General features: G+C 62.2%; 19 protein-coding genes. 13 read left to right on the top strand and 6 right to left on the bottom strand.

Annotation, left to right across the window (positions count from 1 at the left end; genetic code table 11):
• The first annotated feature begins 47 nt into the window (after positions 1 to 47).
• From FJ543_RS06345 to FJ543_RS06320, 6 genes are all read left to right on the top strand, one after another.
• Positions 48 to 872 (top strand): enoyl-CoA hydratase, encoded by an 825-nt coding sequence (locus tag FJ543_RS06345; protein WP_140874251.1) that lies wholly within the window; start codon positions 48 to 50, stop codon positions 870 to 872.
• 4 nt (positions 873 to 876) lie between these two features.
• Positions 877 to 1,299, top strand: a complete 423-nt coding sequence (locus FJ543_RS06340; RefSeq protein ID WP_140717524.1) for a VOC family protein — start codon at positions 877 to 879, stop codon at positions 1,297 to 1,299.
• Complete coding sequence (locus FJ543_RS06335) at positions 1,299 to 2,081, top strand: AAA family ATPase (protein WP_140874249.1); 783 nt, start codon at positions 1,299 to 1,301, stop codon at positions 2,079 to 2,081. Before FJ543_RS06340 ends, FJ543_RS06335 begins: the two co-directional genes overlap by 1 nt.
• Positions 2,078 to 2,599: a CoA-binding protein gene (locus tag FJ543_RS06330; RefSeq protein WP_140874247.1), complete on the top strand. Its 522-nt coding sequence runs from the start codon at positions 2,078 to 2,080 to the stop codon at positions 2,597 to 2,599. Before FJ543_RS06335 ends, FJ543_RS06330 begins: the two co-directional genes overlap by 4 nt.
• 156 nt (positions 2,600 to 2,755) lie before the next feature.
• Entirely contained in the window at positions 2,756 to 4,036 is a 1,281-nt protein-coding gene (locus tag FJ543_RS06325; protein ID WP_140661967.1) for an O-acetylhomoserine aminocarboxypropyltransferase, read from the top strand.
• Between the two features lie 6 nt (positions 4,037 to 4,042).
• Positions 4,043 to 4,387 carry a cupin domain-containing protein gene (locus FJ543_RS06320; RefSeq protein ID WP_140720730.1) on the top strand — a complete coding sequence of 115 codons (345 nt, stop codon included), beginning with the start codon at positions 4,043 to 4,045 and terminating at the stop codon, positions 4,385 to 4,387.
• Between the two features lie 50 nt (positions 4,388 to 4,437).
• Here FJ543_RS06320 and FJ543_RS06315 read toward each other — a convergent pair whose 3' ends face one another.
• Positions 4,438 to 5,688 carry a cytochrome P450 gene (locus tag FJ543_RS06315; protein ID WP_140720728.1) on the bottom strand — a complete coding sequence of 417 codons (1,251 nt, stop codon included), beginning with the start codon at positions 5,686 to 5,688 and terminating at the stop codon, positions 4,438 to 4,440.
• A 104-nt stretch (positions 5,689 to 5,792) separates the two neighbouring features.
• On the opposite strand from FJ543_RS06315, the gene FJ543_RS06310 reads away from it, so the two are divergent.
• Positions 5,793 to 6,896, top strand: a complete 1,104-nt coding sequence (locus FJ543_RS06310; RefSeq protein ID WP_140720726.1) for an FAD-dependent oxidoreductase — start codon at positions 5,793 to 5,795, stop codon at positions 6,894 to 6,896.
• A gap of 2 nt (positions 6,897 to 6,898) precedes the next feature.
• On the opposite strand, the gene FJ543_RS06305 is transcribed toward FJ543_RS06310, so the two are convergent.
• Positions 6,899 to 7,492, bottom strand: a complete 594-nt coding sequence (locus FJ543_RS06305; protein WP_140717514.1) for a hypothetical protein — start codon at positions 7,490 to 7,492, stop codon at positions 6,899 to 6,901.
• 334 nt (positions 7,493 to 7,826) lie between these two features.
• On the opposite strand from FJ543_RS06305, the gene clpP reads away from it, so the two are divergent.
• The 4 genes from clpP (at position 7,827) to FJ543_RS06285 (ending at position 13,181) form a co-directional block, all read left to right on the top strand.
• Positions 7,827 to 8,456 (top strand): ATP-dependent Clp endopeptidase proteolytic subunit ClpP, encoded by a 630-nt coding sequence (clpP, locus tag FJ543_RS06300; RefSeq protein ID WP_015318198.1) that lies wholly within the window; start codon positions 7,827 to 7,829, stop codon positions 8,454 to 8,456.
• A gap of 295 nt (positions 8,457 to 8,751) precedes the next feature.
• Complete coding sequence (clpX, locus tag FJ543_RS06295) at positions 8,752 to 10,026, top strand: ATP-dependent Clp protease ATP-binding subunit ClpX (protein WP_013532190.1); 1,275 nt, start codon at positions 8,752 to 8,754, stop codon at positions 10,024 to 10,026.
• A gap of 274 nt (positions 10,027 to 10,300) precedes the next feature.
• Positions 10,301 to 12,712, top strand: coding sequence for an endopeptidase La (lon, locus tag FJ543_RS06290; protein WP_015318197.1), 2,412 nt, complete (start codon positions 10,301 to 10,303; stop codon positions 12,710 to 12,712).
• 196 nt (positions 12,713 to 12,908) lie between these two features.
• Positions 12,909 to 13,181, top strand: a complete 273-nt coding sequence (locus FJ543_RS06285; RefSeq protein ID WP_015318196.1) for an HU family DNA-binding protein — start codon at positions 12,909 to 12,911, stop codon at positions 13,179 to 13,181.
• An 84-nt stretch (positions 13,182 to 13,265) separates the two neighbouring features.
• On the opposite strand, the gene FJ543_RS06280 is transcribed toward FJ543_RS06285, so the two are convergent.
• Positions 13,266 to 14,288 carry an aldo/keto reductase gene (locus FJ543_RS06280; RefSeq protein WP_140874244.1) on the bottom strand — a complete coding sequence of 341 codons (1,023 nt, stop codon included), beginning with the start codon at positions 14,286 to 14,288 and terminating at the stop codon, positions 13,266 to 13,268.
• Positions 14,289 to 14,475: 187 nt separating this feature from the next.
• On the opposite strand from FJ543_RS06280, the gene FJ543_RS06275 reads away from it, so the two are divergent.
• Entirely contained in the window at positions 14,476 to 15,042 is a 567-nt protein-coding gene (locus FJ543_RS06275; protein WP_140874242.1) for an SIS domain-containing protein, read from the top strand.
• 3 nt (positions 15,043 to 15,045) lie between these two features.
• Positions 15,046 to 15,789, top strand: coding sequence for a creatininase family protein (locus tag FJ543_RS06270; protein ID WP_140874240.1), 744 nt, complete (start codon positions 15,046 to 15,048; stop codon positions 15,787 to 15,789).
• Between the two features lie 22 nt (positions 15,790 to 15,811).
• On the opposite strand, the gene FJ543_RS06265 is transcribed toward FJ543_RS06270, so the two are convergent.
• The 3 genes from FJ543_RS06265 to FJ543_RS06255 form a co-directional block, all read right to left on the bottom strand.
• Positions 15,812 to 16,729: a carbohydrate ABC transporter permease gene (locus FJ543_RS06265; RefSeq protein ID WP_023773222.1), complete on the bottom strand. Its 918-nt coding sequence runs from the start codon at positions 16,727 to 16,729 to the stop codon at positions 15,812 to 15,814.
• 6 nt (positions 16,730 to 16,735) lie between these two features.
• Positions 16,736 to 17,857, bottom strand: coding sequence for a sugar ABC transporter permease (locus FJ543_RS06260; protein WP_140874238.1), 1,122 nt, complete (start codon positions 17,855 to 17,857; stop codon positions 16,736 to 16,738).
• Between the two features lie 69 nt (positions 17,858 to 17,926).
• The gene (locus FJ543_RS06255; RefSeq protein WP_140874236.1) at positions 17,927 to 19,591 is read right to left on the bottom strand and encodes a sugar ABC transporter substrate-binding protein; all 1,665 of its coding nucleotides are present in this window, start codon (positions 19,589 to 19,591) and stop codon (positions 17,927 to 17,929) included.
• Positions 19,592 to 19,834: the final 243 nt, after the last annotated feature.

The following is a 19,834-nucleotide window of genomic DNA, read 5'->3' as shown; positions in this document are numbered from 1 at the left end:
ATATTAGATACTCTGCCGGCACCACCGGAATCGCGGAGACCTTAGCCATGGCCGAAATCCTTGCCATCAAGCCTGCTGCCGCCGACGAGGGCCCGGTCACGACAAGACGGGAGAAGGGCGTGCTGCGCCTGACGCTCGCCAATCCGCCCGCCAATGCCCTGTCGCTTTCGGTGATGGTGGCGCTCGTGGCGGAGTTGGAACGCGCCAAGGCGGACAAGGCCGTTCGCGTTATTGTGCTGTCGGCGGCCGGCAAGGTGTTCTGCGCTGGCCACGACCTCAAGGAAATGACCGCGCGGCGTGCCGATGCCGATCGCGGCAAGGCCTTCTTCGAAGAGACCTTTGCCGCTTGCGCCATGCTGATGCAGACGATCGTGCGCCATCCCTTGCCTGTCATCGCCGAGGTGGACGGCCTGGCGACAGCCGCCGGCCTGCAATTGGTCGCCAGCTGCGACCTGGCGATCGCCTCGCACGAGGCGACCTTCTGCACGCCGGGCGTCAACATCGGCCTGTTCTGCTCGACGCCGATGGTTGCGCTATCGCGCAACGTCTCGCGCAAGCAGGCGATGGAGATGCTCTTGACCGGCGAGACGATCGACGCCGCGACCGCCAAGGAGTTCGGCCTCGTGAACCGGGTCGTGCCGCGCGAGTACCTGAATCAGATTGTCACCAAATACGCGCAAACCATTGCTTCCAAATCCACTTTGGTGATCAAGACCGGCAAGGAAGCTTTTTACGCGCAGGCCGAGATGGGCTTGGCCGATGCCTATGCCTATACCGGTCGAGTCATGGTCGAAAACATGCTGGCGCGGGACGCGGAAGAGGGCATCGGCGCTTTCATCGGCAAGCGCAAGCCGGAATGGACGGACGAATAGGATCATGGAACCGCGCATTTCCATCATCACCATCGCCACCGAAGATCTGGATCGCGCCGTGCGCTTCTACGAGGCGATGGGTCTGAAGCGCCACGCGGGGATCACCGACGGTGTCGCCTTCTTCCAGATGGGCGGCGCGATCCTCGGCCTGTTCCCGCGCCCCAGCGCCGAGGAGGACTCCGGTATCACCTTCGCCCAGGCGCCCTCGGCCGTCTATCTCGCCTACAACACCCGCTCCGATGCCGAGGTCGACGAAGTGCTGGCGCAGGCGGAAAAGGCTGGCGGGCGCATCATCAAGCCGGCCGGCCGCGCCTTCTGGGGCGGCTGGTATGGATACTTCGCCGATGCCGACGGGCATGTTTGGGAGGTGGCGCACAACCCGGCCTTTCCGATCGCGGACGACGGCACGATTTCGCTGCCGGATTGATGGCCTACCGCAAGCAACTGACACGGCTCAAGGCACCGTACCTCAAACGGATTTTGCTCGACCGGGAGCGGGTCACGGACTGGGAGAAGTATCCGTGGAACCTGCCGCTGTTTCGCGGCCACGCGTTCGAGCTCGAATTCACCACGCCCATCACCATCATCGTCGGCGAGAACGGCACCGGTAAATCCACGCTGCTCGAGGCGATCGGGGCGCTGGCCGGCTATGACGAAGCGGGCGGCGGCAAGGGTTACCGGCCCGTCGACCATTCCGTCGCCATCGACAAGAGTGGTGCTGCGCTGGCAAACACCTTCCGTGGGCACTGGTTGCCAAAAGTCACTGCCGGCTGGTTCTTTCGCGCCGAATCCTTCTACTCGGTGGCCCGCTACCTCGACCAGGCAGCGCTGGAAGATCCGTTCAAGCCACCGCCGCCGGATTTCCTGTCCTGGTCGCATGGCGAAGGCTTCATCCGCTTCTTCGAGGAGCGCTGCCGCAGGCAAGGCATCTATATCCTCGACGAGCCCGAGAGCGCGCTTTCGCCGACGCGCCAGATCGAATTGCTGAAGATGCTGCGGCGCATGGACCAATCGGGCACCGCGCAGGTGATCATGGCGACCCATTCGCCGCTGTTGATGGCCTGTCCCGGCGCGCAGCTGTTCCGCATCAGCCGCTTTGGGCTCGAGCCTGCCGACTTTCGCGATACGGACCACTTCCGCATGCTGCGCGATTTCAGCAATGACCCGGATGGTTTTCTCGCCGAGGCGTTGTATGAGGACGAGGCATGAATCACGATAGCTACGACAACGCCTATATCGGCGGCATCCTCAATTCGGTGAAGTCGATCGCCATGGTCGGGGCGTCGGCCAATGATGTCAGGCCGAGCTATTTCGTCCTGAAATACCTGCTGGCCAAGGGGTTTTCGGTGTTCCCGATCAATCCTGGCCAGGCCGGCAAGGAAATCCTCGGCCGAATGACCTATGCCAGGCTGGCCGACATACCGGGGCCGATCGACATGGTCGATATTTTCCGTAATGCCGCGGCGGTCCCAGGGATCGTCGACGAGGTGTTGCAACTCGATCCCTTGCCGAAAGTCATCTGGATGCAGCTTGGCGTGCGCCATGACGAGGCAGCCGCTCGCGCCGAAGCCGCCGGCATCAAGGTGGTGATGAACCGCTGCCCCAAGATCGAATATGGCAAGCTCTCCGGCGAGATCGGCTGGACCGGCGTCAATTCCGGCGTGCTGTCGTCCAAGAAGCCGCTGATGCGCCAGGGTTTTCAGAGTTTCGGCGTGCGCCAGAAATAGACGCGGCGTAGAGGCGCAAAATTATTCCGCGTATTGCCGCATTATCCTGCGGTGTGATCGAAGGATCGGCGCCGAAAGGTATTTTCTTCTTTGCATTCGCACGCCGCCTTCGCCAAGAATGCGCGGCCAATTTAGGAAGTTCAAAGGGAGGTTTCAGTGACCCGTTCGCCCGGTTTCAACACGCTCGCCGTCCATGCCGGCGCCAAGCCCGATCCTGCCACCGGCGCGCGCGCCACGCCGATCTACCAGACGACCTCCTTTGTTTTCGATGACGCGGACCACGCCGCTTCGCTGTTCGGGCTAAAAGCTTTCGGCAACATCTACACCCGCATCATGAACCCGACCCAGGCAGTGCTCGAAGAGCGCGTCGCGGCCCTCGAGGGCGGCACGGCCGCCCTTGCGGTTGCTTCTGGCCATGCCGCGCAGGTCATCGTGTTCCACAATCTGATGCAGCCCGGTGACAATTTCGTCGCCGCCAACAAGCTTTATGGTGGTTCGATCAACCAGTTCGGCCATGCCTTCAAGAATTATGGCTGGGAGGTGCGCTGGGCCGAAACCAATGACATCTCGACCTTCGAGAACCAGATCGACGACAGGACCAAGGCGATTTTCATCGAGAGCCTGGCCAATCCGGGCGGCACCTTCGTCGATATCGAGAAGATCGGCGACATCGCCCGCAAGCACGGCCTGCCGCTGATCGTCGACAACACGCTGGCCTCGCCCTATCTGATCCGGCCGATCGAGCATGGCGCCGACATCATCGTCCACTCGCTGACCAAGTTCATGGGCGGCCACGGCAATTCGATTGGCGGCGTCATTGTCGACGGCGGCACCTTCGACTGGTCGAAGTCGGGCAAATACCCGATGCTGTCGGAACCGCGCCCCGAATATGGCGGCCTCGTGCTGCACGAGACCTTCGGCAATTTCGCTTTTGCCATCGCCGCGCGCGTGCTCGGCCTGCGCGATCTCGGCCCGGCGATCTCGCCGTTCAATGCCTTCCTTATCCTGACCGGCCTCGAGACCTTGCCGCTGCGCATGCAGCGTCATTGCGACAATGCGATCACCGTCGCCGGCTGGCTGTCCAACCACCCCAAGGTCGCCTGGGTGAATTATCCCGGCCTGCCCAGCGACAAGAACAACGCGCTGCAGAAGAAATATTCGCCGCTGGGCTCCGGCGCCGTGTTCACCTTCGGCCTCAAGGGCGGCTACGAGGCGGGCATCAAATTCGTCGAGGCACTCGAACTGTTCTCGCACCTGGCCAATGTCGGCGACACCAAGTCGCTGGTCATCCACCCGGCATCGACCACGCACCGCCAGCTTTCCGACGAACAGAAGGTCAAGGCTGGTGCCGGACCCGACACGGTGCGGCTGTCCATCGGCATCGAGGATGTCACCGACATCGTCGCCGACCTCGAACAGGCGCTCGCCAAGGTCTGACCTGATATGACCGCGTTTCTTTCCGTCGACACCAAAGGCGTCGAACCCGAATCCGGCGCGCCGGCGCCGGATCGCCTGATCTCGGGCGATCCGAAATTCCGCACCTGGAATGTCGAGGAGCGCGACGGCGGCCTCTATGCCGGCATCTGGGAATCGACCCCGGGCAAGTGGCGCATCGTCTATGAAGAATGGGAGTTCTGCCACATTCTCTCAGGTGTTTCGGTAATCGCCGAAGAGGGCGGCCAAGCGCGCACCGTCAAAGCCGGTGACAGCTTCGTGCTGCGGCCGGACTTCAAGGGAAGCTGGGAAGTGCTTGAAACGACTCGCAAGGAGTATGTGATCAAGCTTTGAAGCTTGATCACATATCGAGAATCCGATCGGATTTCCCGGCAGCTCGCTAGCTAAAAATGGAAGGCAAGTCGTTCCAGCCCATGGAAGTGGTATGTGTCGCGGAAGCGCGGCTGTTCGGCGAGATGCAGGTGCGGGTGCCGCTCGAACAAGGTCCTCAGCGAAACCTGCAGTTCGAGGCGGGCCAGCGGCGCACCGATGCAGAAATGGATGCCGGCGCCGAATGATACATTCTTCTGGTCGGTGCGCTCCGGCCGGAAGGTCTGCGGTTCGGCGAAGGCATGCGGATCATGATTGGCCATGCCAAGCAGAAGTCCGATCGTCTGGCCCGGCCGCACGACGATGCCGGGCGCGATTTGGATTTCGTCGTAGGCATAGCGCATGAACATGTGCAGCGGCGCGTCGAAACGAAGGCATTCCTCGACCGTCGCCGCCGTCGCCTCGGGCGAGGTAAAGAAGCGGCGCGGGTCGCCGCCTTGTGCCAGGATGGAATGGATGGCATTGCCGGTCTGGTGCACGGTTGCTTCGTGGCCGGCGTTGAGCAGCAGGATGGCCGAGGAGACCAGCTCGTCCTCTGACAGTTTCTGGCCGTCTTCCTGGGCCGAGATCAGCAGCGACAGCAGGTCATCGCCCGGCTTCTTGCGCCGCTCGGCGACGTAGCCGCGCAGGAAATCGGAAAATTCGCCCGCGGCACGGTTGGCCGTCTCCTCGGTCTCACGGGTGCGGCCATGGATATACATGGCAACCATTTGATGCGACCAGTCGAGCAGTCGCGGCCCCATCTCCACCGGCACGCCAAGCATTTCGGCGATGATGGTGATTGGCAGCGGGGAGGCGAAGGCCGGCAGGAGGTCGACGGCCTTGCCAGGTTCGAAACGATCGATCAATTCGTTGGCGAGCGCCTCGACGCGCGGCCGTAACCGTTCGACCTGACGGGAGACGAAAGCCCGGTTGACCAGTGTTCTCAGCCGCGTATGGACCGGTGGCTCCAGCTCGAGCATCGAATTGGCTTCGATGCCGTCGAATGCCTTGAGATGGGTCCTGTCTTGTCCGACACCGCGGCTGTCGGGGATGCCGGCCGGGTTCTGGCGGCCGAAACGGCGGTCGCGCAACAGCCGGTTGACGTCGCCGAAGCCGCCAAAGCACCAGAAGCCGAACTCTTCCCAGAAAAACGCATTCGAGGCTTCGTGCAGGAAGCCGTAGGCCTCGTAAGGGTTCAGGAAGAAAGCCGGTTCGCGCGGGTCGAGTCTGAGCTGGCGAGTGGCTGGATCAAAGGCCAGATAGGAGAGCGTCGATTTGGTCATGCCAGACCCATAGCGCGGCTTGCCAGCCCTGTTCCAGACCGTATGTTGCGTCCGACAGCCCGATGCATTGAGCCAGGCAGTAGGGTTGCGGAAGGTCTGAACGGATGAATGTGATCGTTGTCGGCGCGGGTATCGCCGGTCTGTCCACGGCGTGGTCGCTGGTCAAGGCGGGCCACGCCGTGTCGGTTGTCGAGCAGGGGCCGATCCCCAATCCGCTGGCGGCATCGGGCGACCATCACCGCATCATCCGCCGCGCCTACCGCGCTGGAACCGGCTATGGGCTGCTGATCACCGAAGCCTACGAGGCCTGGGACGAGATGTGGGCCGATCTCGGCGAGAACCACCTCGACGCGCGGGGCTTCGTCTGCGTTTCGCGCGAGCCCGGCGACGAGGCCGAGGAATACCGCGAGGGCCTGGAAGAGGGAAAATTCCCTTTCGAATTGCTGGGACCGGAGGCAGCCGTCGAGCGCTGGCCGTTCCTTGAGGCCGGCTCGTTCCGCTACGCCTATTTTTCGCCCGAGGGCGGCGCGCTGCATTGCCGCAAAATAGCGGCCGGGCTGGCCAAATGGCTGCGTGCCAATGGAGCCAACGTCTACGAGCACAGCAAGGTGACGGAGATCGATGCCGAGGCCGGCCATATCGTGCTCGAATCCGGCGAGACGATGCAGGCCGACCGCATCGTCGTTGCCGCTGGCGCCTGGGTGCTGAAACTATTCCCCGAACTCGGCGGCGAATTGAAGACCTTTCGCACCGCGCTCGCCTATGTCGAGCCGCCGGCCGATCTCAAGGCCGCTTGGGAGGCGGCGCCCGTCATTCTCGATGTCGGCGGCACGACCGACGGCTATATGATCCCGCTTACGCGGGGCGCCGGCATGAAATTCGGCTCGGGCCTGCACAAGGTGCCGACCAGCGACGCCGACTGGAACCGCGAGCCGGTGCCCGGCGAGGGCGAGGCGATCCGCAACCTGTTTTCGCCGCCGATCGCCCGCATCGAGGAGTACAAGGTGACCGAAGTGGTCACCTGCGCCTACACGTTCACCGATGACGAGAGATTCCTGGCGCATGAGACCGGCAAGTGCCTGGTCGTCTCGGCGTGCTCGGGTCACGGCTACAAGTTCGGCGCGGCGGTCGGGCGTCGTGTGGCCAAAGCCATTGGCGATGGCGATGTCGTCGGTCTTAAGGCCTGGCTGCGGGCCGAGGTGGCCTAAGCCTAGTCCTGGCAGTGCCTTGGAATATGCACCCGCCGCCAGCCGGATGAGCCTTCGCGCACCAGCACGCGGCGCGGGACGGTCTGGTACGCGGCGGGAATATCGATGACGCGCCTTTGCTCGGGCCGCACCAGCACCTCCTCGGCGATGCTGTCATATTGCGCCGGAATGACGACGCGCCGCGTGCGCTCGGGCTGGATCACCACCGTCTCGGCGACGCGTTCAAAGCGTGCCTTGTGCCAAACCTTGCACAACACGCGGCGGCCATGGATGACGCGCCATTCCCAGGAATAGCCGCCGCCATCGACCCTGACGGTGTGATAGACGGTCCTGGTGGCCGCAGGCACCACCTCATACCGAACCTGGGCCGGCACAGTCATCACCACTCGCTCGCGCGTGCCATAGATCGGCGGATCATAGTCGACGATCTGCTGGCCGGGAGGGCTGACCATGACGTCTTCGTAGACGGTGTCGTAAACGGCCGGTGTGTGGACGGGCTCGTAGCATTCGACGGCGCGACCACCGGCCGCCGTTTGCGAAATCGAGCCGAGCATGGTCATCCCTGCAATGGTGAAGCATGCGGTTTTCCCGGACATGGCACTCCCCGTCTGAACTGTAGGCACAAGTTCAACGTTGAATTGTAGGGGAAGCCGTTGCGGAGAAAAGCGGTTTTGGCGCATTTCGTTAAGTGACGAGGTTAAGAAACTGCTACCCTGGCGGGGCCGGTCGGTATTTGAGGTCGGCGTGGCATCAGCTGCTGCTAATTCTTGCCCGGAAGCTTGATTCGACTTACCCAGATGGCTAGGACGGGTCGGCCTTGCACAAGGATGAGCCGGCATCCTATTTACATCTTAACGATCCAGAACCGATTCTGCCCGAGCTGCCAGCCTGTCCGGCGCCGGAATCCCACCGCGAGACAAGAGATAACTGATGAAGAATCCCGTCGAAACCTACATGAACCTCGTTCCGATGGTGGTCGAACAGACCAATCGCGGCGAGCGGGCCTACGACATTTTCTCGCGCCTCCTCAAGGAGCGCATCATTTTCATCACCGGTCCGGTCGAGGACGGCATGGCGACGCTGGTCTGCGCGCAGCTCCTGTTCCTCGAAGCGGAGAACCCGAAGAAGGAAATCAACCTCTACATCAATTCGCCGGGCGGCGTCGTCACCTCGGGCATGGCGATCTACGACACCATGCAGTTCATCAAACCGGCCGTGTCGACGCTGTGCATCGGCCAGGCGGCCTCGATGGGCTCGCTGCTGCTGACCGCCGGCCACAAGGACATGCGTTTCGCCACGCCCAACGCCCGTATTATGGTTCACCAGCCGTCCGGCGGCTTCCAGGGGCAGGCGTCCGATATCGAGCGTCACGCCCAGGACATCATCAAGCTGAAGCGTCGCCTCAACGAGGTCTATGTCAAGCACACCGGCAAGAGCTATGAGGACATCGAGAAGACGCTCGACCGCGACCATTTCATGACCGCCGACGAGGCCAAGGATTTTGGCCTGATCGACAAGGTCATTTCGTCGCGCGAGGCGGCCGAGGGGGCGTTGGCATAAAGGCTAGTTGGCAGTTGGATGGCACCATCACGCGCTTTTGGCGTGTCTTGCGTCATTTCGGCCACAATTGGCTGTTCCCTCGGAGGTCGGGATTGCCTACGTTAAGGCTATGTTGATTTTCGACGGCTTAGCTTTGCGTGGGGAAGCTGCGAATCATTGCCACGTTTTCTGATTTGTGTTTCGTACGGAATACGTTGCGGGAGCCGGAAGACTGGCGGCGGCGGATTCCCGCGATAAATAGAGTATGCGCCCTTTCAGCCAGACCATCGGCGGGCGGCCATGAAAGGACATGAAAATGAGCAAGGTCGGCAACAACAGCGGTGATTCCAAGAACACGCTTTATTGCTCGTTTTGCGGCAAGAGCCAGCACGAGGTGCGCAAGCTGATCGCCGGTCCGACGGTGTTCATCTGCGACGAGTGCGTCGAGCTGTGCATGGATATCATCCGCGAGGAGAACAAGACCTCGATGGTGAAGTCGCGCGAGGGCGTGCCGACCCCGCAGGAGATCCTCAAGGTTCTCGACGACTATGTCATCGGCCAGCCCTACGCCAAGCGCGTGCTGTCGGTGGCCGTCCACAACCACTACAAGCGCCTCGCGCATGCCGGCAAGAACAACGATGTCGAGCTGGCCAAGTCCAACATCCTGCTGATCGGCCCGACCGGCTGCGGCAAGACGCTGCTGGCACAGACGCTGGCCCGCATCATCGACGTACCCTTCACCATGGCCGACGCCACGACGCTGACCGAGGCCGGTTACGTCGGCGAGGACGTCGAGAACATCATCCTGAAGCTGTTGCAGTCGGCCGACTACAATGTCGAGCGCGCCCAGCGCGGCATCGTCTACATCGACGAGATCGACAAGATTTCACGCAAGTCCGACAATCCCTCGATCACCCGCGACGTGTCGGGCGAGGGCGTTCAGCAGGCGCTGCTCAAGATCATGGAAGGCACGGTCGCCTCCGTGCCGCCGCAGGGCGGCCGCAAGCACCCACAGCAGGAGTTCCTGCAGGTCGACACCGCCAACATCCTGTTCATCTGCGGCGGCGCCTTCGCCGGGCTGGACAAGATCATTTCGGATCGCGGCAGGAAAACCTCGATCGGCTTCGGAGCTGTCGTCGCCTCGCCGGAGGATCGCCGCACGGGTGATGTTTTCCGCTTGGTCGAGCCCGAGGATCTGTTGAAGTTCGGCCTCATTCCGGAGTTCGTCGGCCGTCTGCCGGTTCTGGCGACGCTGGAGGATCTCGACGAGCCGGCACTGATCCAGATCCTGACCGAGCCGAAGAATGCGCTGGTCAAGCAGTACCAGCGCCTGTTCGAGATGGAAAATGTCGATCTGACCTTCCACGAGAACGCGCTTTCGGCGATCGCCAAGCGCGCCATCGAGCGCAAGACCGGTGCGCGCGGCCTGCGTTCGATCATGGAAGCGATCCTGCTCGACACGATGTTCGAACTGCCGGCGCTCGAAGGCGTGCGCGAGGTTGTGATTTCGGAAGAGGTGGTGACCGGCAGCGCCCGGCCGCTCTACATCTATTCCGAACAGAAGGAAAAGAAGGGCAATGTCAGCGCCTGATATGGCACTTGGCCCTATATTTTTATGGAACGGCGCCCCTGCGGCGCCGTTTTGCTGTGAGGAACCGGCACAGCGTCGCGATGGAGTGGATTGGGGACGATGTTAACTCTTGATCTTTGCCCTGCCTGCCTCCACCTAACACGAGAAGGCCGAGGTGCCCGATTTCTGTGCTGTAAAACTCCCGTCATAAACGGTGGTAGGCGGAACGATCCCCGGTCGTTAATATGAGATTCGCGGTTGGCCTGATGGTGGCCGCGACATGAAAGGTTGGACAATGGCCAAAATATCCAAGGCTCCCAGCGACGGCGTCTTCGCGGTCCTCCCACTGCGCGACATCGTGGTGTTCCCGCATATGATCGTTCCGCTCTTCGTCGGGCGCGAAAAGTCGATCAAGGCGCTGGAAGAGGTGATGGGTCAGGAAAAGCAGATCCTGCTTGCCACCCAGATGAATGCCGCCGATGACGATCCCGAGCCCGATGCGATCTTCGACATCGGCACGCTCGCCAATGTGCTGCAATTGCTGAAGCTGCCCGACGGCACCGTCAAGGTTCTGGTCGAAGGCGCCTCGCGTGCGAAAATCGTCTCCTTCACCGACCGTCCCGACTTCCACGAGGCCAAGGCCACGGCTCTGGTCGAACCGGAAGAGGAGGAGGTGGAGGTCGAGGCCCTGGCCCGCTCGGTCGTCACCGACTTCGAGAACTACGTCAAGCTGAACAAGAAGATCTCGCCCGAAGTGGTGGGTGCCGCCAGCCAGATAGACGACTATTCCAAGCTCGCCGACACGGTTGCCTCGCATCTTGCCATCAAGATCCCTGAAAAGCAGGAAATGCTGGCCACGCTTTCCGTCAAGGAGCGGCTGGAAAAGGCGATGGGCTTCATGGAAGCCGAAATCTCCGTCCTGCAGGTGGAGAAGCGCATCCGCTCGCGCGTCAAGCGCCAGATGGAGAAGACGCAGCGCGAATACTACCTCAACGAGCAGATGAAGGCGATCCAGAAGGAGCTCGGCGAGGGCGAGGACGGCCGCGACGAGGCCGCCGAGATCGAGGCTCGCATCAAGAAGACCAAGCTCTCCAAGGAGGCCCGCGAAAAGGCGGATGCCGAATTGAAGAAGCTCAGGACGATGTCGCCGATGTCGGCCGAATCGACTGTCGTGCGCAACTATCTCGATTGGCTGCTGTCGATCCCGTGGGGCAAGAACTCCAAGGTCAAGCAGGACCTGGCCTACGCGCAGAACGTGCTCGACACCGATCACTTCGGCCTCGACAAGGTCAAGGACCGCATCGTCGAGTACCTTGCCGTGCAAAGCCGCCAGAAGAAGCTGAAGGGACCGATCCTGTGCCTCGTCGGCCCTCCCGGCGTCGGCAAGACCTCGCTCGGCAAGTCGATCGCCAAGGCGACCGGTCGCGAATTCATCCGCATGGCGCTTGGCGGCGTGCGTGACGAGGCCGAGATCCGTGGCCACCGGCGCACCTATATCGGCTCGATGCCCGGCAAGGTCATCCAGTCGATGAAGAAGGCCAAGAAGTCCAACCCGCTCTTCCTGCTCGACGAGATCGACAAGATGGGCCAGGACTTCCGTGGCGATCCGTCGTCCGCGCTGCTCGAGGTGCTCGACCCCGAACAGAACTCGACGTTCATGGACCACTACCTCGAGGTCGAATACGATCTGTCGAGCGTGATGTTCGTGACGACGGCGAACACGCTGAACATCCCTGCGCCCCTGATGGACCGCATGGAGATCATCCGTATCGCCGGCTACACCGAGGACGAGAAGATCGAAATCGCCAAGCGGCACCTGATGCCGAAGGTGATCCGCGATCACGCGCTGCAGCCAAAGGAGTTCTCCGTCGGTGAGGACGCGATCCGCGCCATCATCCAGACCTACACCCGTGAAGCGGGCGTCAGAAGCTTGGAGCGCGAGTTGATGAAGCTCGGGCGCAAGGCGGTGACCGAGATCCTGAAGACGAAGAAGAAGACGGTGAGCATCACGGCGGCGAACCTCGCCGACTATCTCGGTGTTCAGCGCTACCGCTTCGGCCAGGTCGAGGCTGACGATCAGGTCGGTGTCGTCACCGGCCTTGCCTGGACGGAAGTCGGCGGCGAGCTGCTGACGGTCGAAGGCGTCATGATGCCCGGCAAGGGCCGCATGACGGTGACCGGCAATCTGCGCGACGTCATGAAGGAATCGATCTCGGCGGCGGCCTCCTATGTCCGCTCGCGCGCCATCGATTTCGGCATCGAGCCGCCGCTGTTCGACAAGCGCGACATCCACGTGCACTTGCCGGAAGGCGCCACGCCGAAGGACGGTCCGTCCGCCGGTGCCGCCATGGCCACGGCCATCGTGTCGGTGCTGACGGGTATTCCGGTGCGGGCCGATGTGGCGATGACTGGCGAGATAACGCTTCGCGGCCGCATCTTGCCGATCGGCGGCCTCAAGGAGAAGCTGCTCGCCGCACTGCGCGGCGGCATCAAGAAGGTGCTGATCCCGGAAGACAACGCCAAGGATCTGGCGGAGATCCCGGACAACGTGAAGAACGGCATGGAAATCATTCCGGTCTCACGCGTCGGTGAGGTGTTGCGCCACGCGCTGGTGCGGATGCCGGAGCCGATCGAATGGGTCGAACCGGTCAATCCGCCGGCTTCCACGGACACGAGCGATGACGCTGGAAAGTCGCTTGCGCATTAGTTTTTTCTAAGGTTGCAGCGCACAAACAGAAAGCCGGGCCTCGCGCCCGGCTTTTTCATGTGAAAAACCCCGGAATTCCGGGCTTTTTCCGCTATTTTCCTGCCTTTTCGACTTGGTTGCGGGAACGCTTCTTTCTAAAGTCCGTTTCCTGCCGGATGAGTCGTGAGTTCCGGTGTTCTCATGGAAGGGAATTTTTATGAACAAGAACGAACTGGTGTCCGCTGTCGCCGACGCCGCGAGCATTTCGAAGGGTGACGCGCAGTCTGCGGTCGATGCAGTGTTTTCTGTCATCTCCGGCGAACTGAAGAAGGGCGGCGATGTCCGGCTTGTCGGCTTTGGCAATTTCACCGTGTCAAAGCGCGCCGCATCCACCGGCCGCAACCCGCAGACCGGCGCCGAAGTGAAGATCCCGGCGCGCACCGTGCCGAAGTTCTCGGCCGGCAAAGGTCTCAAGGACGCCGTCAACTAAGCGCGTTTTTATTTTTGAAAAAACCAGAAAAGCCGGGCTTGCCCGGCTTTTCTTTTTCGGCGTATTGGGCCGGACGGTAGCTCCTCAAGCTGTCGGGGCGTCGGCGCGCATGAGGCCTTCGTTCTTGAGGTCGGCCCAGAGCGCTGCAGGGAGTTTCGCGTCCAGCAGCGAGCGGTTGCTCTCGACCTCTTCAGGCCGCTGACCGCCGGGGATGACCGAAACCACCGACGGGTGCAACAGCGGGAACTGCAGGGCGGCTTCGATCAACCTGACCCCATGGCGCTTGCAGACGGCCTCGATGCGCGCCACGCGATCGAGCACATCCTGCGGCGCCTCGGAATAATTGTAGTAAGCGCCGGGCTTCGGTCCGGTGGCCAGGATGCCGGAATTGTACGGGCCGCCGAGAACGATGCCGATGCCGCGTTTCTGGCAAAGCGGCAGGAACGATGTCAGCGCCTCCTGTTCCAGCAGCGTATAGCGCCCGGCAAGCAGGAACAGGTCGAAATCGCCGCGCTCGGCCAGGGTCTGGGCCACCTGCCATTCGTTGATGCCGCCGCCGAACGCCTTGATGACGCGCTGGTCGCGCAAGGCGAGCAGGCCATAATAGCCCGAGCGCATGAACTCCTCGATGCGCCGGTCGGACGCCTCCTTGCTGCCGTGGGTGAAGATATCGACATCGTGCACGAACAGGATATCGATGCGGTCGACGCCAAGCCGCTCCAGCGAGGCCTCGAACGAGCGCATGACGCCGTCATAGCTGTAATCGTAGACCTCCTTGCGCGACGGCGTGTCGAAGAACTTGCCGATGCCGGTGCGCTCTTCTGGCGGGCAGGCGCGCATGATGCGGCCGACCTTGCTCGACAGCACGTAGTCGTCGCGCTTCCTGGATCGCAGGAACGGATTGAGGCGCGTTTCCGATAGGCCGAGCCCATAGAGGGGCGCGGTGTCATAATAGCGGCAGCCGGTCGCCCAGGCGGCCTCCAGCGTCGCATTGGCATCCTCGTCGGAGACGGCGCGGTAAAGATTGCCGAGCGGCGCTGTACCGAAACCCAGCTCCGTGAAGGTGATGCCGCCATTGCCGATGCGGTCGAAATGCCGTGACTTCATATCTTGAAATTTTCCCGGATTGATTTGTCTGACATGACACTATCACGCTTGTGGCTTGGCAAAAGCGCCGCTGAGCGTTGGACACGCATTTTCCCGGTTGCTAGCATGAACGAAATCAAGCTGTTCCGGGGAAAAGCGTGATCAGGAATTGCCAACCCAATTCGATTGCCGGCGCGCAGGCGCGGCCGTGAGCAACTCCAGCTCGGAGATGTTCAAGACCGCGCTCGACGAGCTTGGCGCGGTGCTGGCGCGCGTCGATGGCGATCGGAGCGACGCCGCCTGTGGGATGCTGGTCGGTGCCAGACAGATCGTCGTCTATGGCTGCGGCCGCGAGGCCTTGCAGGTGAAGGGCTTCGCCATGCGGCTCTATCATCTGGGCCTGCCGGTTTCGGTCGTCGGCGACATGACCACCCCGCCTGTAGGGCAGGGCGATGTCCTGCTTGTCAGTTCCGGACCCGGCGAAACCTCGACCGTACTCACCCTGATGCGCATCGCGCGCGAGGCAGGCGCCACCGTGCTGCTCCTGACCGCCCAGGCAGGCGGCAGCGCCGCAGGGCTGGCCGATTTGACGCTGCTGATCCCGGCGCAGACCATGGCCGACGACCAGGGGCCGCAAAAGACGTCGGTGCTGCCGATGGGCTCGGTGTTCGAGGGCGCGTTGTTCGTGCTGTTCGAGATCATGGTGCTGAAGCTCAGGGACATGACCGCGGCGTCGCCGGAAGCCATGCGCGCCCGCCACACCAACATGGAATAGATCATGCGCTATGAATTGATGCTGCCGCACCAGATCCGAAAGGCAATCGCCCAGAATTGGCCGGTCGCGCTGCCGCTCGGCGTGCTGGAATACCATGGCGAGCACATGGCCGTCGGCATGGATACGCTGGCAGTCGTCAAGACGCTGGAGCTGTTCGAAAAAGAGAGCGATGTCGTCATCCTGCCGCCCTTCTACTATGGCGCGGCGAGTTACGCGGTGGCACCGCCGGAAGGCAGCGGCTCCGTCCAGGTCGGCGGCAATCAACTGGCGCCATTCGGCGAGGCGCTGTTCTACAGCCTGCTGCGCATTGGGTTTCGCAACATCCACGCTATCATTCATCACCAGACCGAGAATTTCGCCGCCGGCATGCCGACGGATCTCGCCTTCAAGACCGCAGGCAGACAGGCGATCTTCCGCTTCCTCGAGAAGCAGCGTGGCGAGGGCTGGTGGGGTTCAGAGACGATGGCCGACTATTATGCCGGACATGCCGAGGGCGAAAACTTCTTCAACTGGGTGCAGGTGCACCCGCTGATGCCGGCCGCCGTGAACGGCAAATATCCGTTCGACCACGCCGGCATCGGCGAGACATCGCTGATGCTGGCGCTATGCCCGGAAGCGGTGGACGCCGCGCATTTCGCGGACAACAAAAGCTGGTATACGGCGACTGCGGCGGAAGCCTCGGCAGCACTTGGACAGAAGGGCGTCGCCATGATCATGGATCATCTGCGCGCGATCCTGAAGGCCTAGCGCGGAGAAAAAAGGGCGCCGGTCACTTCACCGCGCCAGCGGTCATGCCCATGATCAGGTAGCGCTCCAGGGCGATGCCGATGACGGCAAGCGGCGCGATCGCGGCCGTGGCAAGCGCCGCCATCGACCACCAGTTGATGCCTTGCGAGCCCGTCTGGCTGGCGACCATGACGGGAATAGTCTTGGCGTCCGTCGAGGTCAAAAGGGCGGCGAAGAAGTACTCGTTCCAGCACAGCACCATCGCCAGGATGAAGGCGGCCACCATGCCCGGCAGCGCGATCGGCATGACAATACGGAAAAAGGCGCCCCAGATCGACAGGCCGTCGACGAGGGCTGCTTCCTCGAGTTCGACGGGGATGGAATTGAACTGGTCGCGCATGATCCAGATGACGATCGGCAGCACCATCAGCGTGTAGAGCAGGATCAGCCCGACGCGGGTGTCGAGCAATCCGACTTCGCGGTAGAGCACCAGGAAGGGCAGGGCCAGCACCACCGGCGGCAGGATGAGCTGCGACAGGAAGAAGAAGGAGATGTCCTCGTTCTTGAACCAGGCGAAATGGTAGCGGTAGCGGGTCAGGCCATAGGCGGCGAGGCTGCCGATGATGATCGCCAGGCTCGACGCGCCAACCGAGGTGATGACCGAATTCATGAAGCGCTTGAGGAACTCGTCGCGCACGGTCGATGTCTGGAAGATCGAGTCCGGCGACAGGCCAAGCGATCGCCAGCCTTTCCAATCCGGCTGGAAGTCGACGAACGGGATCAGGTGGCCCTGGGTGACATCCACCGCCGTCTTGAACGATGTGGTGATGGTCCAATAGATCGGAAACAGGCAGATGAAGCCCCAGCAGGCGAGCGCGCCATAGATGAAGACGCGGCTGGCGAGGAAGCTCGCCGGCGAGCGGATTTCGGATGCGACGTAGTCGGTGGTCTGAACGCTCATCTCTACCTAATTCACATTGCGCACGAAACGGCCGGCGAACTTCAACAGCCAGGTCACGAACACCACGATGATGACGAGATAGGCCATCGCCAGCATGGTGCCATAGCCGACATTCGAGCGGTCGCGGTACTCGCGGTAGATGAAGCTCGAGACCGAATCGGTGGCGCCGCCCGGACCGCCCGAGGTGACCGTAATGATGATGTCGGCAAGCTTCAGCTTGAAGATGATGCGCAGGATCACCGCCGTCACCGACACCGGCAGCATCAGCGGGAAAGTGACCTGCCAGAAGGTTTGCCAGGCCGTGGCGCCGTCGACCCGTGCCGCCTCCAGCACCTCGCGCGACATCGCCTGCAGGCCCGCCAGCAGCATGATCATCATGAACGGAATGAAGGTCCAGGCGTCCAGCAGCATGATCGAGATGCGGGCGGTGATCGGATTCGAGAAGAAGGCCGGGTCTTCCCAGCCGAGATGGCGCGCCAGCGTGGCTGCCGGTCCAAAGCGGTATTCCATCAGCGACTTGCCGATCATCCACGAGACCGCGACCGGCGACAGCATGAGCGGCATCAGGAACACCACCCGGAAGAACTTTCGAGCCCGGATCTGCGCGTTGAGGAGCAGTGCTAGGCCAAAGGCGATGACATATTCGACCAGCACCGCCAGCACATAGAGCACCATGTTGAACAGGGCGTTGCGGTAGTAGGGGTCGGCGAGCATCTGCCAGAAATTGTCGAGCCCGTTGAACCTGCGGCCGCTGAAGGAGGAGAGGTTCCAATCGGTAAGCGCGATGTAGAAGCCGAACAGGGTCGGGAAGATCACCATCGCAATGGTGAACAACAGCGCCGGCAGCAGGAACAGCGCGCGCTGGCCGTCCTCGCCGCGTGTAAGAACCTGGCCGATGCCGATCGCCACACCCCACAGCACATAGGCGTAGACCACGGGCCGCCATGTCTCGAAGCCGATCGTATCGACCTCGGTCTTGTAGAGGATCTGCACCACGATCGTCGCCAGCAGGCCGAGCGTGGCAATCGCCATCAGCGCCCAGCCCAGACGCCTGCGGGCCGGCGGGATCAGATCATAGGGGGCGGCGTCTGCCGGCCACCGGGTCGCGGTCGAAGTCTGGTCAGCCACAAATCTCGCCCGTTTGGAAGGGAAGGCTGTGGCCCGGCGTTGCCGCCGGACCACGGTTCACAGGGCAGCCTACATGCCGAGCGAGGCCTTGTAGAGCTTGATCTGCTTGTCGCGGCCAATCTGGTCGGTCAGCTTCTCCCAGGCGGCTGCGATGGCATCGGCGCCTTCCTGCGCCTTCATCTTGCCGGCGAAGGTGTTGGCCAGGATATCCTCGGCGGCGCTGTAATACTGGAAGATGCCGGGGATGCGCGGCTCGATCGCCGCGTTGGGATGGTTGTAGCTGTCGCCTTCCGACTTCAGGTATGAGGTGATGAACGCCTCGTCGTAGCCGGCCGCCACCCACTCCGGAATGTCGAAGTGCGAATTGCGGTAGGGCTGGAAGCCCGACGGATACATCGCCGTCCAGATCGACAGGTCCTTGCCGCCGAGATGGGCGGCAGCCGACCATGCCGCCTTCTTCTTCTTTTCGTCGCTATCGACGCGGGCCATGACATAGACGCCCCAGCCGAGATAGGCGCAGTTGGGCGAATAGTTCGGGCCGCTGGCGAGCTTCTCCCACTTGCCGGTCTTGGAGTTGTAGACATCGTCGGAGCCCGGCAGGATCGAGAAGCCGGTGACATCGCCGATGACCGAGCTGTCATTGGTCTTGACGTTCGAGCCGACGTCGCCCCACCAGGGGATCATCGAGCCGGTGCCGGCCAGGAACTGCTGGAAGGCGGTGGTGTTCGGGTCGGCATTGATCTGGTCGGCCGGCTCCGACGGCAGGGCGTCGATGACGTCCTGGATGGCGCGTACCCAAGCCGGATTGTTGACGCGTGGCTTCATCGTGTCGGCGTCGAACAGCCAGGCCTTGTCGTCGGGATGCTTGGCGTAGGCGGTGGCACGGCTGCCCAGGAAGTAGAAGCCGAACCCGCCCCAGGGCTTGGGCGCGTCGAGGTAGCCGTAGACATCCTGGCCCTTGAACTTCTTGCCCTTCAGAAACTTGGTCACGGCCTGAACCTCTTGCCAGGTCTTAGGCACGCCCCATTCGCTCGTCGCCCCGCCATCCTTCCACTGCTTGGCGAGGTCGGCATCGGCAAACACGTCGGTGCGGTAGTTGAAATTGTGCGCGTCGCCGTCGATGGTGACCCGGTACTGCTTGCCATCCCAGGTGCCGACGGGCGGCTTGAGGTAGTTGACGAGATCGTCGAAGTCGATCTGCTTCTTGACCCAGTCGGGCATCTCCGAAGTCAGGCCTTTGCCGCAGACGTCGCCCTCGAACGGCGCGCCCATCTCGATAATGTCGAAGTCGACGGTGCCGGTGGCGATCGACTGCTGCAGGCGGGCGTTGTAGTCGGCCTGCGCCAGGTCGATCCAGCTGATCTTGGCGCCGGTATAGGTCTCCCATGGCTTCAGGAAACCACGGAACAGCACATTGTGCAGGTTCTGGTTGTTGAGGCCCATGAAGGTGAGCTCGACGCCGGCGAACTCGCCTTCCTTGACATTGGCCTTGGTGGCCTCCAGGCAAAGCTCGCCGACCTTCTGGAAGTCGGCGTCTGTCGGCTGGCCTTTGCCAACCCCGGGGATCTGCAGGATTTTCGAGCGCAGTTCGCTTGCGGCGGAAGCCGGGCGCGTCAGCGCGCCAAGTCCGGCGCCGGATGCGGCGGCGATCGCGGCCATCGAGGCCGCGCCCTTCAATATGTCGCGCCTTGTGGCGCCGGCACGTACCAGTTTGTCGTAAAGACCTACTCGCATGGACTATTTCCTCCCAGAACGTTAGTCGTGAATCGAAAGTGCCAATCGTGCCGGGCGCTGGCCTTTTAGAAGCGAAATCAGGACCCCGGCCTGCGTCGCTTCGCGTTCCGTTTTTTCGGGTAGAGTACCGGCGTTCGGATTGGCGCTCGTCACTATTCTCACAACCAAACGCCGTGTCAACGAGGACGGGTTTTTATCTATAAGAGACCGACTTGCCCTGACCGGTCGCGTTGGTTAGCTTCT

This window comes from Mesorhizobium sp. B2-5-7, assembly GCF_006440875.1.
GTDB lineage: Bacteria > Pseudomonadota > Alphaproteobacteria > Rhizobiales > Rhizobiaceae > Mesorhizobium > Mesorhizobium australicum.
Note: the sequence above shows the minus strand (reverse complement) of the source record. Positions and strands in the feature narration are given on the sequence as shown.